Origin of the sequence: Gordonia neofelifaecis NRRL B-59395 (assembly GCF_000192435.1) — a bacterium.
GTDB lineage: Bacteria > Actinomycetota > Actinomycetes > Mycobacteriales > Mycobacteriaceae > Gordonia > Gordonia neofelifaecis.
Genome location: NZ_AEUD01000011.1, coordinates 21,504 through 35,549 on the forward strand (window position 1 = coordinate 21,504; position 14,046 = coordinate 35,549).

Annotated in this window: 13 protein-coding genes; 6 read left to right on the forward strand and 7 right to left on the reverse strand. The window is 67.8% G+C overall.

Translation table 11 applies throughout. From position 1 onward, the window contains the following. Positions 1–4 precede the first annotated feature (4 nt). Complete coding sequence (locus SCNU_RS12830) at positions 5–397, reverse strand: DUF5318 family protein (protein WP_040518432.1); 393 nt, start codon at positions 395–397, stop codon at positions 5–7. A 149-nt stretch (positions 398–546) separates the two neighbouring features. On the opposite strand from SCNU_RS12830, the gene SCNU_RS12835 reads away from it, so the two are divergent. From SCNU_RS12835 to SCNU_RS12855, 5 genes are all read left to right on the forward strand, one after another. Then, positions 547–1,200: a PadR family transcriptional regulator gene (locus SCNU_RS12835; protein WP_009679808.1), complete on the forward strand. Its 654-nt coding sequence runs from the start codon at positions 547–549 to the stop codon at positions 1,198–1,200. Then, positions 1,193–2,287, forward strand: coding sequence for an inositol-3-phosphate synthase (locus SCNU_RS12840; protein WP_009679809.1), 1,095 nt, complete (start codon positions 1,193–1,195; stop codon positions 2,285–2,287). The genes SCNU_RS12835 and SCNU_RS12840 overlap by 8 nt, the downstream gene beginning before the upstream one ends. Before the next feature lie 89 nt (positions 2,288–2,376). Then, positions 2,377–3,432, forward strand: a complete 1,056-nt coding sequence (locus tag SCNU_RS12845; RefSeq protein WP_009679810.1) for a DUF475 domain-containing protein — start codon at positions 2,377–2,379, stop codon at positions 3,430–3,432. Between the two features lie 29 nt (positions 3,433–3,461). Then, a complete protein-coding gene (locus tag SCNU_RS12850; RefSeq protein ID WP_009679811.1) occupies positions 3,462–4,661 on the forward strand; it encodes a cation:proton antiporter in 1,200 nt (399 codons plus the stop codon). Beyond that, the gene (locus SCNU_RS12855; protein ID WP_238526443.1) at positions 4,658–5,236 is read left to right on the forward strand and encodes a GNAT family N-acetyltransferase; all 579 of its coding nucleotides are present in this window, start codon (positions 4,658–4,660) and stop codon (positions 5,234–5,236) included. The genes SCNU_RS12850 and SCNU_RS12855 overlap by 4 nt, the downstream gene beginning before the upstream one ends. Before the next feature lie 24 nt (positions 5,237–5,260). On the opposite strand, the gene SCNU_RS12860 is transcribed toward SCNU_RS12855, so the two are convergent. From SCNU_RS12860 to SCNU_RS12875, 4 genes are all read right to left on the reverse strand, one after another. After that, positions 5,261–6,274 (reverse strand): BadF/BadG/BcrA/BcrD ATPase family protein, encoded by a 1,014-nt coding sequence (locus SCNU_RS12860; protein ID WP_083812604.1) that lies wholly within the window; start codon positions 6,272–6,274, stop codon positions 5,261–5,263. A gap of 108 nt (positions 6,275–6,382) precedes the next feature. Then, positions 6,383–7,798 carry an argininosuccinate synthase gene (argG, locus tag SCNU_RS12865; protein ID WP_009679814.1) on the reverse strand — a complete coding sequence of 472 codons (1,416 nt, stop codon included), beginning with the start codon at positions 7,796–7,798 and terminating at the stop codon, positions 6,383–6,385. A 121-nt stretch (positions 7,799–7,919) separates the two neighbouring features. Next, positions 7,920–9,365 (reverse strand): NADP-dependent phosphogluconate dehydrogenase, encoded by a 1,446-nt coding sequence (gene gndA / locus SCNU_RS12870; protein WP_009679815.1) that lies wholly within the window; start codon positions 9,363–9,365, stop codon positions 7,920–7,922. 439 nt (positions 9,366–9,804) lie between these two features. Then, entirely contained in the window at positions 9,805–11,106 is a 1,302-nt protein-coding gene (locus SCNU_RS12875) for a TrpB-like pyridoxal phosphate-dependent enzyme (RefSeq protein ID WP_009679817.1), read from the reverse strand. A gap of 36 nt (positions 11,107–11,142) precedes the next feature. Here SCNU_RS12875 and SCNU_RS12880 point away from each other — a divergent pair, with 36 nt between their 5' ends. Further along, positions 11,143–12,084, forward strand: a complete 942-nt coding sequence (locus SCNU_RS12880) for a quinone oxidoreductase family protein (protein WP_009679818.1) — start codon at positions 11,143–11,145, stop codon at positions 12,082–12,084. Positions 12,085–12,091: 7 nt separating this feature from the next. On the opposite strand, the gene dinB is transcribed toward SCNU_RS12880, so the two are convergent. Next, a complete protein-coding gene (gene dinB / locus SCNU_RS12885; RefSeq protein WP_009679819.1) occupies positions 12,092–13,303 on the reverse strand; it encodes a DNA polymerase IV in 1,212 nt (403 codons plus the stop codon). A gap of 53 nt (positions 13,304–13,356) precedes the next feature. Then, a complete protein-coding gene (locus SCNU_RS12890; RefSeq protein ID WP_009679820.1) occupies positions 13,357–13,986 on the reverse strand; it encodes a class I SAM-dependent methyltransferase in 630 nt (209 codons plus the stop codon). Positions 13,987–14,046: the final 60 nt, after the last annotated feature.

Consider the following 14,046-nt stretch of genomic DNA (forward strand, 5'->3'; position numbering starts at 1 on the left):
CACATCACTTGGCGACCCGGCGGCGCCGTCGTCCGGCGCCCTCGGGCAATCCGGCAACGTACGACTGCACCAGATAGTTCCAGCGGCAGGTCCGGCAGACTTCCACGACGTGAACCGTGAACTCGCCCGCCCCGCCGTCGAGGGCCTCGATCTCGGCGGCTGAACGCGCCGAGCCATGGACCCTCCCCAGGTGCTCTCCGAACACCCAGGAAACCAGTGTGACCTGCTCTTTTCGGCAGACAGGGCACACCTGGTCGGTCGGCTTCCCGTGGAACTTCGCCGCCCGCAGGAGGTAGGGGTCGGCGTCGCACACCTGGGACAGAGCGGTTCCGCCCGTCCGCACGCGAGCCAGGCACTCGCGTCGCGCGAGTGCGTAGTCCACGATCTGCCGGTGCACGGTCACCAGCGTAGACGGGCTCCCTGAGGACACGCCGTGTGATGCAAATCAACCAGACGACGTACTCGCAAGTTCGGAGTAAGTTATATCGATGCGATACATTGATTGCTGCATCAGCGCGCGATAACAGGTCGAAAGGGGGTCGCGGCATGCTCGAAATGGCGATTCTCGGCCTTCTCCTCGAATCGCCCATGCACGGGTACGAGCTGCGGAAGCGGCTCACCGGGCTGCTCGGAGCGTTCCGCGCCTTCTCGTACGGCTCGCTGTATCCGACGCTTCGACGCATGCAGACCGACGGTCTGATCGCCGAGGACGAGCCCGACACCTTCACCGGCGCCAAGGTCCGGCGGGCGCGCCGCGTCTACCGGCTCACCACCGCCGGTGAGGAACGCTTCTCCGAACTGGTCGCGGACACCGGACCGCAGAACTACACGGACGACGGCTTCGGGGTGCACCTGGCGTTCTTCAGCCGGACGCCCGCGGTCGCCCGGATGCGCATCCTCGAAGGTCGCCGACGCCAAGTCGAGGAGCGTCGCGAGGGACTCCGCGATCTGCTGGGCCGCACCACGCGGACCAACGACCACTACACCCGCCAGATGCACGAGCTCAGTCTGGAGACCTCCGAACGCGAGGTCCAGTGGCTCAACAAGTTGATCGCCGACGAGGCCTCCGGCGCCGTCGGCTCCACAGATTTTCGACGCGCGGCGCCGGACTCGGCCCCGCAAGACGAAGTAGGTAAGAACTCGGCGGCACAGCAATCCGCCGTACCGCTGCAACAAGAAGGAGATCCCGACCATGGGTGAAACCAACAAAGTGCGCGTGGCCATCGTTGGCGTGGGTAACTGCGCCTCATCCTTGGTTCAGGGCGTTCACTACTACCGCGACGCCGATGAGAACTCGACCGTCCCCGGCCTGATGCACGTCAAGTTCGGCGACTACCACGTCCGCGACGTCGAGTTCGTCGCCGCGTTCGACGTCGACGCCAAGAAGGTCGGCTTCGACCTCTCCGAGGCGATCGTCAACAGCGAGAACAACACCATCAAGATCGCCGACGTGCCCCCGATGAACGTCACCGTTCAGCGCGGCCACACCCTCGACGGTCTGGGCAAGTACTACCGCGAGACGATCACCGAGGCCGACGGCGAAGGCGTCGACATCGTGAAGACCCTCAAGGACAACCAGGTCGACGTCCTCGTCAGCTACCTGCCGGTCGGCTCGGAGCAGGCTGACAAGTTCTACGCGCAGTGCGCCATCGACGCGGGCGTCGCCTTCGTCAACGCACTCCCCGTGTTCATCGCCTCCGACCCCGAGTGGGCCGAGAAGTTCCGCGCCGCGGGCGTCCCGATCGTCGGCGACGACATCAAGAGCCAGGTCGGCGCCACCATCACCCACCGTGTGATGGCGAAGCTGTTCGAGGATCGCGGCGTCGAGCTGGACCGCACGTACCAGCTGAACGTCGGCGGCAACATGGACTTCAAGAACATGCTCGAGCGCGAGCGTCTGGAGTCGAAGAAGGTCTCGAAGACCCAGGCCGTCACGTCGATCCTCGACGGCCCGCTGGCCGGCAAGGTCTACGACAAGAACGTCCACATCGGCCCGTCGGACTACGTCCAGTGGCTCGACGACCGCAAGTGGGCCTACGTCCGCCTCGAGGGCCGTGCCTTCGGCGACGCCCCGCTGAACCTCGAGTACAAGCTCGAGGTCTGGGACTCGCCGAACTCGGCAGGCATCATCATCGACGCCGTCCGCGCCGCGAAGATCGCCAAGGACCGCGGCCTCGGCGGCCCGATCCTCCCGGCCTCGGCCTACCTGATGAAGAGCCCGCCGGAGCAGATCGCCGACGACAAGGCGCGCGCTCAGCTCGAGGCGTTCATCATCGGCGCCGAGTAGAAACCCAACTGATCGACCGGAGGCCCGGATCACCGCATGGTGATCCGGGCCTCCGTTGCTTTCGCGGTCTTGCCCCTAGAATCAGCGTGGTGACCCTCCGCGTCTTCGGAATGTCGTTCGTCGTCTCGATCGCCGCCCTCATCGCGGCGTTCCTCTACGGCGGAACCACGGCGATGGTCCTGACCCTGATCCTCGGCGTTCTCGAGGTGTCCCTCTCGTTCGACAACGCCGTCATCAACGCCACCGTGCTCGCGCGGATGAGCGAGTTCTGGCAGAAGATGTTCCTCACTGTCGGTGTGATCATCGCGGTCTTCGGCATGCGTCTGTTGTTCCCCCTCATGATCGTCTGGGTCACGGCGGGGCTGAACCCGGTCGACGCCCTCGACCTCGCCCTCAATCCCCCGACGGACGGATCGCCGACCTACGAGAGCATCGTGACCGCGGCCCACCCGCAGATCGCGTCGTTCGGCGGCATGTTCCTGCTGATGCTGTTCCTCGGCTTCCTGTTCGAGGACAGGGAGCTCACCTGGCTGTCGTGGATCGAGCGTCCGCTGCAGCGGGCCGGCAAGCTCCGCGGGATCTCGGTGGTCGTCGCGCTGTCGCTGCTCGTGCTCACCGCGACGTACATCGCCCCGGACGACGAGACCTCGACGGTGATGATCTCGGGAGCACTCGGGCTGATCACCTACATCGTGGTCAACGGCTTCGGGGAGTTGTTCCACGTCGAAGAGGAGTCGAGTGGCGGACCGTCCGGACTGGTCAAGGCGACCGGCCGCGCAGGCTTCTTCCTGTTCCTCTATCTGGAGGTGCTCGACGCGTCGTTCTCGTTCGACGGCGTCATCGGGGCATTCGCGATCACGGCCGACCCGATCATCATCGCGCTCGGCCTCGGACTGATCGGCGCGATGTTCGTCCGATCGATCACCATCTATCTGGTCCACCGGGGCACTCTGTCCGAGTATGTATTCCTCGAGCACGGCGCGCACTGGGCGATCGGCGCACTCGCCCTGATCCTGCTGTACTCGCTCGGCACCGATGTACCGGAGCTGGTCACCGGACTGACCGGTCTGTGCTTCATCCTCGCCGCACTCGCGACGAGCCTCTGGTATCGCAGACAGCACGTGGTCGACGACGTGCACATCTGACGTAATCGACCCCCGCCTAGAATCAGGCGGTGACCACCACCGCGACGGCATTGCTCGTTGTCCCCCTGTTGATGCTGGCCGCGCCGATCCTGGCTCGGCTCCTCGCACCCTGGGTGAAGATCCCGGTCGTGGTCTTCGAACTCGGGCTCGGCGTGGTCGCGGGTCCGGCGCTCCTCGGCTGGGTCGGCGAGACCGAATTGTTCAGCACGCTCTCCGATTTCGGCGTGAACCTGCTGTTCTTCATCGCCGGCACGGAGATGACCCGGTCGGCGATCCGAGGTCGCACCGCCAAGCGGGCGTGGTTGGGCTGGCTGCTCAGCATCGGTCTGGGCGTCGCCGCCGGGTTCGCCGTCTCGCCGGGTCTCGGTGCCATCATCATCGGCATCAGCCTGGCGTCCACGGCGCTCGGCACCCTGCTGCCGATCCTGCGCGACTCCGGCGAACTCAACACACCGTTCGGCACCTCGATCGGCGCGATCGGCGCGGCCGGCGAGTTCGGGCCGATCATCGCGATCTCCCTCTTCCTCGGCGGACGATCGCTCGGCACCGCCGGCGTGGTGCTGCTGGTCTTCGGTGTGATCGCCCTGGCCGCCATCCTCCACGCCCGGCGGACGCAGCATCACCGACTCCACCGATTCGTCGAGGCCACCCTGCACACCTCGGCCCAGTTCGCCGTCCGGGCCGTGCTGGCCATCCTGGCGCTGATGGTCTTCCTGACCGTTCAGCTCGGGATCGACATGCTCCTGGGAGCGTTCACCGCGGGCATCGTGTGGAAGCTGATGATCGTCGACGCCGAGGAGGAGACCCAGCGATCGGTGGAAGCCAAGATCGACGCGGTCGCCTTCGGCTTCCTGGTACCGGTCTTCTTCGTGTACACCGGCGTGAAGTTCGACCTTCAGTCGCTGCTCGACGACCCGAAGGCCTTCCTGTGGATTCCGGTCGTGCTGGTCGCACTTCTGGTCGTCCGCGGCGTCCCCTCGATGCTCGCCGCACCGGAAGGCGCCGACCGCAGGGAACGGATCGCCACCGGACTCTACGGCGCGACCGGGCTGCCGATCATCGCCGTCGTGACCGAGATCGGCGTGCAGCAGGACGTTCTGACCACGACGCAGGGCGCGATCCTCGTGGGTGCGGGCGTGCTGTCGGTGCTGTTGTTCCCACTGGCGGCGACGGCGCTTCGGCCGGCGCTGGGCAAACGCGACCCGTCGGCGCCCATCGTCGAGGAATGAGTCGCCGCATGTTGACGGTCCGTCCGGCACACACCTTCGACGACGTCGCCACGATGGTCGGACCCAAGCGGCCCGACGCAACCGTGTGCTTCTGCCTGAGCCACCGGCTGCCGGCCAAGGTCAACCGGTCGATGAAGGAAACCGATCGCGGCGACTACGTTCGGTCGCTGTGCGAGTCAGCGGTACCTCCCGGGGTGCTGGCGTACGACGGCGACGAGGTGGTCGGCTGGGCGGCGGTCGCGCCTCGCTCGGACACCACGCTCGCCCGCTCGACGAAGGTGCCCCATCTCGACGATCTGCCGGTCTGGTCGGTGTGGTGCCTGCGCGTCCGGCCCGGGCATCGAGGAGAAGGAGTCACCTCGGCGTTGCTCGCCGGCGCCATCGACTTCGCCCGGGACAACGGCGCTCCGATCCTCGAAGGCTATCCCGTCGACAACGACGGACGGCGGGTCGATCTGACGATGGCCTTCGTCGGAACTCGGAAGATGTTCGAGCAGGCCGGATTCCAGTACGCCGGCGCCACGTCCTCGGTCACCGACGGATTCCCCCGGGTGATCATGCGTCGCCGGCTCTGAGCATCGCGGGCGGCCAGTCGCAGATCACGCCCAGACCACCAGCGGGCGACACTCACCCAGTCCGGCCCATCGCGTGGCGGCGTCTTCTCGTACAACGGCAGACGCCAGCGCCGTCGCCGCGTCGAGCCCGTCCGCCACGGCGGGCCAATCGATACGACATCCGGACCTCGCGGCCAGGGCCTGAACTCGCTCCTCGAATCGGTTGCGGTAGAACGGATCTCCGAACATCCCGCCGCATTCGACGACTCTGATCGGCCGGTCGACGACGGACCGCACCGATGTCCGGTCCAATCCCGCCGTCACCAGATCGGCCAGGGCGTCGCCTTGGCGGTGCACGATCCCCGTCGCCGCCTCATCACCCGCGGCGGCCGTCGCACAGACGCCCGCAGCGAAACGCGCGATGTCCGCCTTCATTCCGGGCCCGGCCACGGCCAACTCGCGGAACATCGCGACAATCCGCGCGTCGTCGACTCCGTAGGTCTGCCGAAAGGCCTGGCGCAGTGCGGATTCCACACCGTTATCGACGTCACGCGCAACGCGGCGAACTCCCTCGAGGCCCACCCAGAACGCCGAACCGTCGTCGGCCGCCACCCAGTCGTGACCGCCCGACTGTGTCACCGAGCCGTCCCGGTCGCGGAGCAGCACGCTCGACCCGGTGCCGGCGATCACCACGCCGTCTGCCTGGTGCCCCAGCAGCAGTCCGACGGCGTCGTTGACGACGACCACCGCGTCGACGCATCCACCGAACGCCTCGTCAGCCAGTGCCCGCGCCCCTCGCTCGAACTCGCGGCGGAGGCTGTCGACGAAACCCGCGGCGGTGATCGCGATCGTCACCGGTTCGCCGTTGAGTCCCGCCCGCACGTAGTCGTCCTCGATCGCCCCGAGCATGTGCCGCATCGTCTCCGCGATCCGCGCGGGCTCCAGATAGCCGGACAGCGTCGCCGGCCCGTCGAGGCGTCCGCGCACGCGGTCTCCGTCGAGCAGGACGGCGCGCGTGCTGGTCCCACCGCAGTCGACGGCCACGCGAACTCTGGTCATTGCTCCATCCTCTCGCGTTCGGAGGACCGGCGTGATGATCCCCGCCCGAACGGCGGCAGCCCGGACCCTCCGAAGAGGATCCGGGCTGCTGTGCGGGAGTCTCAGTGCCTAGTCGACGCCGGAGTCGATGGCCGCGCGGTCGAGCGACTCGGACGCCGCGTCCTCCGGCGCACCACCGGCGATGGCCTGCGCTCCGCCGGCCGACAACTCGCCGACCAGTTCAGCGGTCGCGCCGCCCACGATGCCCAGGTTCGCGTACTGCTCGAGACGCGCACGCGAGTCGGCGATGTCGAGGTTGCGCATGGTGAGCTGTCCGATGCGGTCCGACGGACCGAACGCGGCGTCCCCGACGCGCTCCATCGACAGCTTGTCCGGGTGGTACGACAGCGCCGGGCCCTGGGTGTTCAGGAAGTGGTAGTCATCGCCGCGGCGCAGCCGAACGGTGACCTCACCGGTGATCGCGGACCCGACCCAGCGGACCAGCGACTCGCGCAGCATCAGGGCCTGCGAGTCCATCCAGCGGCCCTCGTACATCAGGCGACCCAGGCGACGTCCCTCGTTGTGGTAGTTCGCGACGGTGTCCTCGTTGTGGATCGCGTTGACGAGCCGCTCGTAGCCGATGTGCAGCAGCGCCATGCCGGGCGCCTCGTAGATGCCGCGCGACTTGGCCTCGATGATGCGGTTCTCGATCTGGTCCGAGACGCCCAGGCCGTGTCGGCCGCCGATCTCGTTGGCCTTCAGCACCAGGGCGACGGCGTCGTCGAAGACCTCGCCGTTGATCGCGACCGGACGGCCCTGCTCGTAGCGGATGCTGACGTCCTCGGTGGCGACCTCGACGTCGTCGCGCCAGGCGGCGACACCCATGATCGGCTCGACGACGTCGAGCCCGTGATCCAGGTGCTCGAGCGTCTTGGCCTCGTGCGTCGCGCCCCAGATGTTGGCGTCGGTGGAGTACGCCTTCTCCTGGGAGTCGCGGTAGGGCAGGTTGCGCTCGACGAGCCACTGGCTCATCTCGTGACGGCCACCGAGCTCTTCGACGAACTGGGTGTCGAGCCACGGCTTGTAGATCCGCAGGTTCGGGTTCGCCATCAGGCCGTAGCGGTAGAACCGCTCGATGTCGTTGCCCTTGTAGGTGGACCCGTCACCCCAGATGTCGACGCCGTCTTCCTTCATGGCGCGGACCAGCAGCATGCCGGTGACGACGCGGCCGAGCGGCGTGGTGTTGAAGTAGGTCTTGCCGGAGCTTCGGATGTGGAAGGCACCGCACTGCAGCGCGACCAGACCCTCTTCGACGAGCGCCGAGCGGCAGTCCACGAGACGCGAGATCTCGGCGCCGTACTGGCCCGCACGACCGGGTACCGAGGCGATGTCCGGCTCGTCAGCCTGGCCGAGGTCGGCCGTGTAAGTGCATGGGATAGCGCCCTTTTCGCGCATCCAGGCAACCGCGACGGACGTATCCAGACCACCTGAGAACGCGATTCCGACGCGCTCTCCCTTCGGCAATGAGCTCAGCACCTTCGACATATGTCCAGCTTAAACGGTACTTCGATACAGACGAAAGCCGGGCGGTCCGGGGGCCGAGAACAAGACTGTCGTTCGGTGTCAGCACGTGACACCGAACGACAGTCTTGAGGTTCTATCGGGACTACGCCTCGATCTCCGACCGGTCGTCGCTCCACAGGGTGTGGAACGAGCCCGGCTTGTCGACCCGCAGATAGGTGTGGGCGCCGAAATAGTCGCGCAGACCCTGGGTCAGCGCGGCCGGCAGGCGCTCGGCGCGCAGCGCGTCGTAGTACGACAGCGACGACGCGAATGCGGGCACCGGCACGCCCATGCCGGTGGCCGTGATGATCACGCGGCGCCAGCTCTCGACGGAGTCCTCGACCGCGTCGCGGAAGTACGGCGCCAGCAGCAGCGCGGGCAGATCCGGGTTCTCGGCGTAGGCCTCACGGATGCGGTCGAGGAACTTGGCCCGGATGATGCAGCCGCCGCGCCAAATGGTGGCGAGCTTGCCGGGGTCGACGTTCCAGCCGTATTCGGCGCTGCCCGCGGCGATCTGATCGAAGCCCTGCGAGTAGGCGACGACCTTCGACGCGTACAGCGCCTTGCGGATGTCTTCCACGAACGCTGCCTTGTCAGCGGGCGCCTGCGCGCCGGTGGTGCCCGCTGCCAGACCCTGGGCGCTCTTGCGCTGGTCGGTCGCGCTCGAGAGCGCACGCGCGAAGACCGCTTCGGCGATACCCGTGGTCGGGATGCCGAGATCGAGAGCCGACTTCACAGTCCAGCGGCCGGTGCCCTTCTGGCCCGCGGCGTCGACGATCACGTCGACCAGCGGCTTGCCGGTCTCGGCGTCGACCTGCGACAGGACTTCGGCGGTGATCTCGATCAGGTAGCTGTCGAGGACGCCGGTGTTCCATTCGCGGAAGACGTCGGCGATCTCGGCGACCTCCATGCCCAGCACCCCGCGCATGAGGTGGTAGGCCTCGCCGATCAGCTGCATGTCGGCGTACTCGATGCCGTTGTGCACCATCTTCACGAAGTGACCCGAGCCGTCCGGGCCGATGTGCGTGCAGCAGGGGGTGCCGTCGACCTGCGCGGAGATCGACTCCAGCAGCGGGCCGAGGGACTCGTACGACTCGGCGGGACCGCCGGGCATGATCGACGGACCGTTGAGCGCGCCCTCCTCGCCGCCGGAGATGCCCGCGCCGACGAAGTTCAGATTCCGCGCAGCCATCGCGGCCTCACGGCGGATGGTGTCGGTGTACAGCGAGTTGCCGCCGTCGATGATGATGTCGCCGGGCTCCATGAGGTTCGCCAGCTCTTCGATGACGGCGTCGGTCGGGTCGCCCGCCTTGACCATGATGAGGACCCGCCGCGGCCGCTCGAGCGCGCCGACGAACTCCTCCATGGTCTCGGTGCGGATGAAGTCGCCGTCGCCGCCGTGCGCCTCGATGAGCGCATCGGTCTTCGCGATGCTGCGATTGTGCAGGGCGACGGTGTGCCCGTGACGCGCGAAGTTGCGAGCGATGTTCGACCCCATCACCGCGAGCCCGGTGACGCCGATCTGTGCCAGACGCTGTGTTTCGACCATGAACTTCCTTCTCCATCTCCCGGTCGCGCCTCGCCGCGACCCGGCAATTCCACGACTTTCAGTACTACCGCCCCGATTGTCTCAGCCTCCGGTGAACTGCGGGTTCAGTCGGACGCCGGGCCAACCCGGGGCATGCACAGAACCATCGCACACGAAGGGAAAGCTCCGGGGCAACCGTCGAACAGAGTGACCGCCGCCACGGAGGCCGCAACGCGCACTCCGGCAGCGTCGGACGAGACGGCGAAGGCCCGGGCGGGCGACATCGATTCCGAGCTCTCCGCAGCGACCGAGGCGCGAGGCTTGTCGAGTAGCCCGTGAACGTAGTGAGCGAGCGTATCGAGACGACATGCGTGTCTCGATGCGCGTCGTCACTGCGTTCCTCCGCTTACTCGACAAGCCTGGAGAGGCCCAGAATGCCCACGGACGAGACAGGAACCGCTCAGAACCCGCCCGAGAGGAACTCCGCATAGGCGGGCAGGTCCAGCTGACCGTGCCCGGAGAGCCCGATCACGACGACCTCCTCCTTGTCGCTGTTCGCGACGTGCGCAGCACAGGCGGCGATCGCATGCGTCGACTCCGGCGCGGGCACGATGCCCTGGGTGCGCGCAAAGGTGACGCCTGCGCTGAAGGCATCGTGCTGCGAGATGGCAGTGCCCTCCACCAGGCCGAGCTCCACGGTGTGGCTCAGCGCCGGGGCCATCCCGTGGTAGCGGAGTCCACCCGCGTGGATGGGGTCCGGCACGAAGTCCATGCCGAGGGTGTGCATCTTGAGCAGCGGGGTCAGACCGGCGACGTCGCCGTGGTCGTAGCGGTACTCGCCCTGGGTGATCGACGGGCACGCGGCCGGCTCGGCGGCGACGATGCGCGGATTCGACCGGCCGTGGAGCTTCTCGCGGAGGAACGGGAACGACAGCCCCGCGAGGTTGGACCCGCCGCCCGCGCAGCCGAAGACGACGTCCGCGCCGCCCGGCTCGACGGCGTTCAGCTGATCGACGGCCTCGACGCCGATGACGCTCTGGTGGAGCACGACGTGGTTGAGGACACTGCCGAGGGCGTAGCGGGTGTCGTCGTTCTTGGCGGCGACTTCGACGGCCTCCGACACGGCCATGCCGAGGCTGCCGGTGGTGTTCGGATCCTTCTCGAGCATCGCGCGGCCGGCCTCGGTGAGGTCGGACGGGCTCGGGTGGAGGGTGCCGCCGTATGTGCGGATCAGGAAGCCGCGGTAGGGCTTGGAATCGTACGACGCGCGGACCTGCCACACCTCGACGTCGAGCCCGAACTGCGCGCCCGCGAACGACAGCGCGCTGCCCCACTGGCCGGCGCCGGTCTCGGTGGTGAGCTTCTTGACGCCGTCGATGCTGTTGTAATAGGCCTGTGCGACAGCGGAATTCGTCTTGTGACTGCCGACGGGGCTGACGCCCTCGTACTTGACGTAGATGCGGGCCTTGGTGTTCAGCGCCTCCTCGAACTTGCGGGCGCGGAACAGCGGCGACGGGCGCCACATCTTGTAGATCTCACGCACCGGCTCCGGGATCTCGATGTAAGCCTCGGTCGAGACCTCCTGGGCGATCAGGCCGGCGGGGAACAGCGCGGCGAGGTCTTCGGGGCCCACCGGCTCCTTGGTTCCGGGGTGCAGATGCGGCGGAATCGGCTGGTCGAGTTCGGCCGCGAGGTTGTACCAATGCGTGGGGACATCGACGGTCACCAGGTCGGGATTGGAAGCGTCAACATTGCTTGTCATGCAGGTCACAGTAATCCTCGCAGTAGGCTGCGGCACATGACGGGCATCAAGTGGGTGGCGAACGGCTTCGACGGACTTGAGAACTTCGCCGCGGTTCCGTGCGAAGCCGCAGCTCCGAGCGCCGGCGAGGTGTCCATCCGCGTCACCGCGTCCGGGGTCAATCCCGCCGACCTCAAGCACGTCCGCAGGCAGTCCGATCCGGCCGTGCTGCCGATTCCGATCGGCTACGAGATCGCCGGGGTGGTCACCGCGGTCGGGGCGGACACCGAGATCGGCTCCGGAGACGTGGCCGTGGGCGACCGGGTCGCCGCCTTCCGGGTGGCCGGCGGCTATGCGTCGGAGACCACCGTGCCCGCGTCGAAGGCCTTCGCACTGGCCGAGTCGGTTCCCGACGACCAGGCCGCAGCCCTGCTCCTCGCCGGATGCACCGCCGCCGACATGCTGCACCGGTCCGGGGCCGCGTCCGGCGACACGATCCTGGTCCACGGTGCGTCGGGAGCGGTCGGGGCCATCCTGCTGCAGTTGGCGCGCATCGCCGGAGTCCGGGTGATCGGTACCTGCGGCCCGCAGCGGTTCGAGGCGGTGACACGCTTCGGCGGCATTCCCGTCGCCTACGGGCCCGGTCTCGCCGATCGGGTCCGCCAGGCCGTTGGCGGACCGGTCGTCGCGGCCCTCGACGCGGCGGGCGGCACGGAGGCGACCGAGGTGTCCCTGGAGCTGGTCCAGGACCGGAGCCGAATCATCACCGCGGTGGAGCACCAGGCCGCCGCCGACCGGGGCTTCATCGCCGTGTCCGGCATGGCGCCCGACAGCGTCGCCTATCGCGACGGTGTCCGGGGCGAACTGCTCGGCCTCCTCGCCGCCGGCGAGCTCACGGTGCCGATCGCCCGCACCTTCCCGCTGTCCGAGGCCGTCGAGGCGCTGCGTCTCGTTGCCTCGGGTCACGCGGGCGGCAAGGTCGTGCTGCTGCCCGGGTGATCCCGCGTCAGTCCGGCAGCATCGGCATGTCCGATACGTCCCGGCGACCCACCAGGACTCCCCGTGTCACCGCGCCCCTGCCGAATCGGCTGCGCAGCGAGTCGATCGCGACGTCGAGTTCTCCCCCGTGATCGTCGCCGTCGAACGGGATCGCCAACTGCACCGCACCGTGATCGGCGAGATTTGTCAGCGAAAGCCCGATCAGGGTGCAGCCGCGCTCGCGGATGAGCGGCATAGCCTCCTCGAGCAGTCCGCGTCCGACGGCGAGGATCACTTCCGTCCGATCCGTCGGCTCGAACAGCGAGCGCGATCGGGTCACCCGGTCGAAGTCGTGAAACCGCAAGCGCAGCACCACTGTTCGAGTGAGTCGGTCGGCTTTTCGGAGCCGTCTCCCGAGGCCGTCGACGATTCCGACCAGCGTCGCCTCGATCTCGGACTCCGTCTTGATGCGACGCCCCAGCGCTCGTTGGGCACCGATCGAATGTCGCCGCTTCCCGGTCTGCACCCGTCGTGGGTCATGCGCCATCGACAGCGCGTACAGGTGCCTGCCGGTGCCGCGGCCGAGCAGCATCGACAGCCGATCCTCGCCGAGCGCCGCCATCTGCCCGACCGTCTCGATGCCGGCGTCATGCAGTCGCTGCTCGGTCTTGACTCCGACGCCCCAGAGGCGGCGGACCGGGAGCGGATGGAGGAAGGCGAGCTCACCTCCCGCGGGGACTTCGAGGAGCCCGTCCGGCTTTCCCACCGCGCTCGCCACCTTGGCGAGGAACTTGCTGGTCGCGACACCCACGGTGATGGGCAAGCCAACCTCGTCTCGGACCCGGGAACGCAGTCGCGCGGCGAGCGTGACGGGCGTCCCGCCGACCTTGCCCATCCCGCCGACATCGAGGAAGGCCTCGTCCACCGAGATGCCCTCGACCAGCGGTGAGAAGTCCGCAAAGATGCCGAACACGGCGCGGCTCGCCTCGGTGTACGCCTCGAATCGCGGCCGCACCATGACCGCCCGGGGGCACAGTGCCCGCGCCTCGTGGCCGGGCATCGGCGACCGCACGCCGAAGGCCTTGGCCTCATAACTGGCGGCGACCACCACACCCCCGCCGACCAGCACCGGACGGCCGCGCAGCGAAGGGTCGTCCCGCTGCTCCACCGACGCGTAGAACGAGTCGAGATCGGCGTGCAGGATCGACGCCTGCTCTCGCCTGCCCGCCTCGATCCTCATGCCCGCATGATGTCACCGGGGTCTGACATCTCCGGGCTGCGAAGCAGGGTGGGTCAGGCGTCCCGCACCATCCGCAGCACGACGTCGTTCACGTGATGGCCGCCGCCTGCCGGGATGCCGCGCTCACGATTCTCGTTGGTGACCACGGTCCAGCTGTCACCGAGCATCGCGACCATGTCGTCCGGCCAGAGGAAACCGTCGGGACTGCGGCCGTGGGCGCGCATTCCCTCGGGATCGTGCATCACGACGAGGAGGGTGCCGCCGGGCGCGACGGCGTCGGCGAGCTTGTGCAGGGTGCCCTCGTCGTCACTCGCGATGTGGAAGTAGCCTGCCGTGACCAGGTCGTACTGACGGTCGAAGCTGTCGACGGTGACGTCGAACGGAAGCCAGATGATTGTTTCACGTGAATCGGCCGCGGCGGCCCGCTCGAGGGCGACCTTCGAGATGTCGGCGCCGACCACCGTCCACCCGCGATCGGCCAGCCAGCGCGCGTCGGCGCCCTCGCCGCATCCGAGGTCGAAGGCGGAACCCGGTGCGAGATCACTGATCTCGGCGATCACCGCCGGATTGACATTGGTCGTCCACAGTCGATCAGACGTCTGGTAGAGCTCGTCCCACTCCTCCGCGGATACCGGATGGCGGGGCGCCTCTTGCTGCTCATGGTGATGTTGATGATCGGTCACTTCTCCACGCTGCCACGGGCCGCAGCTGCGCCGCGACACCGTTTGCGCGTCCGGCAAGAA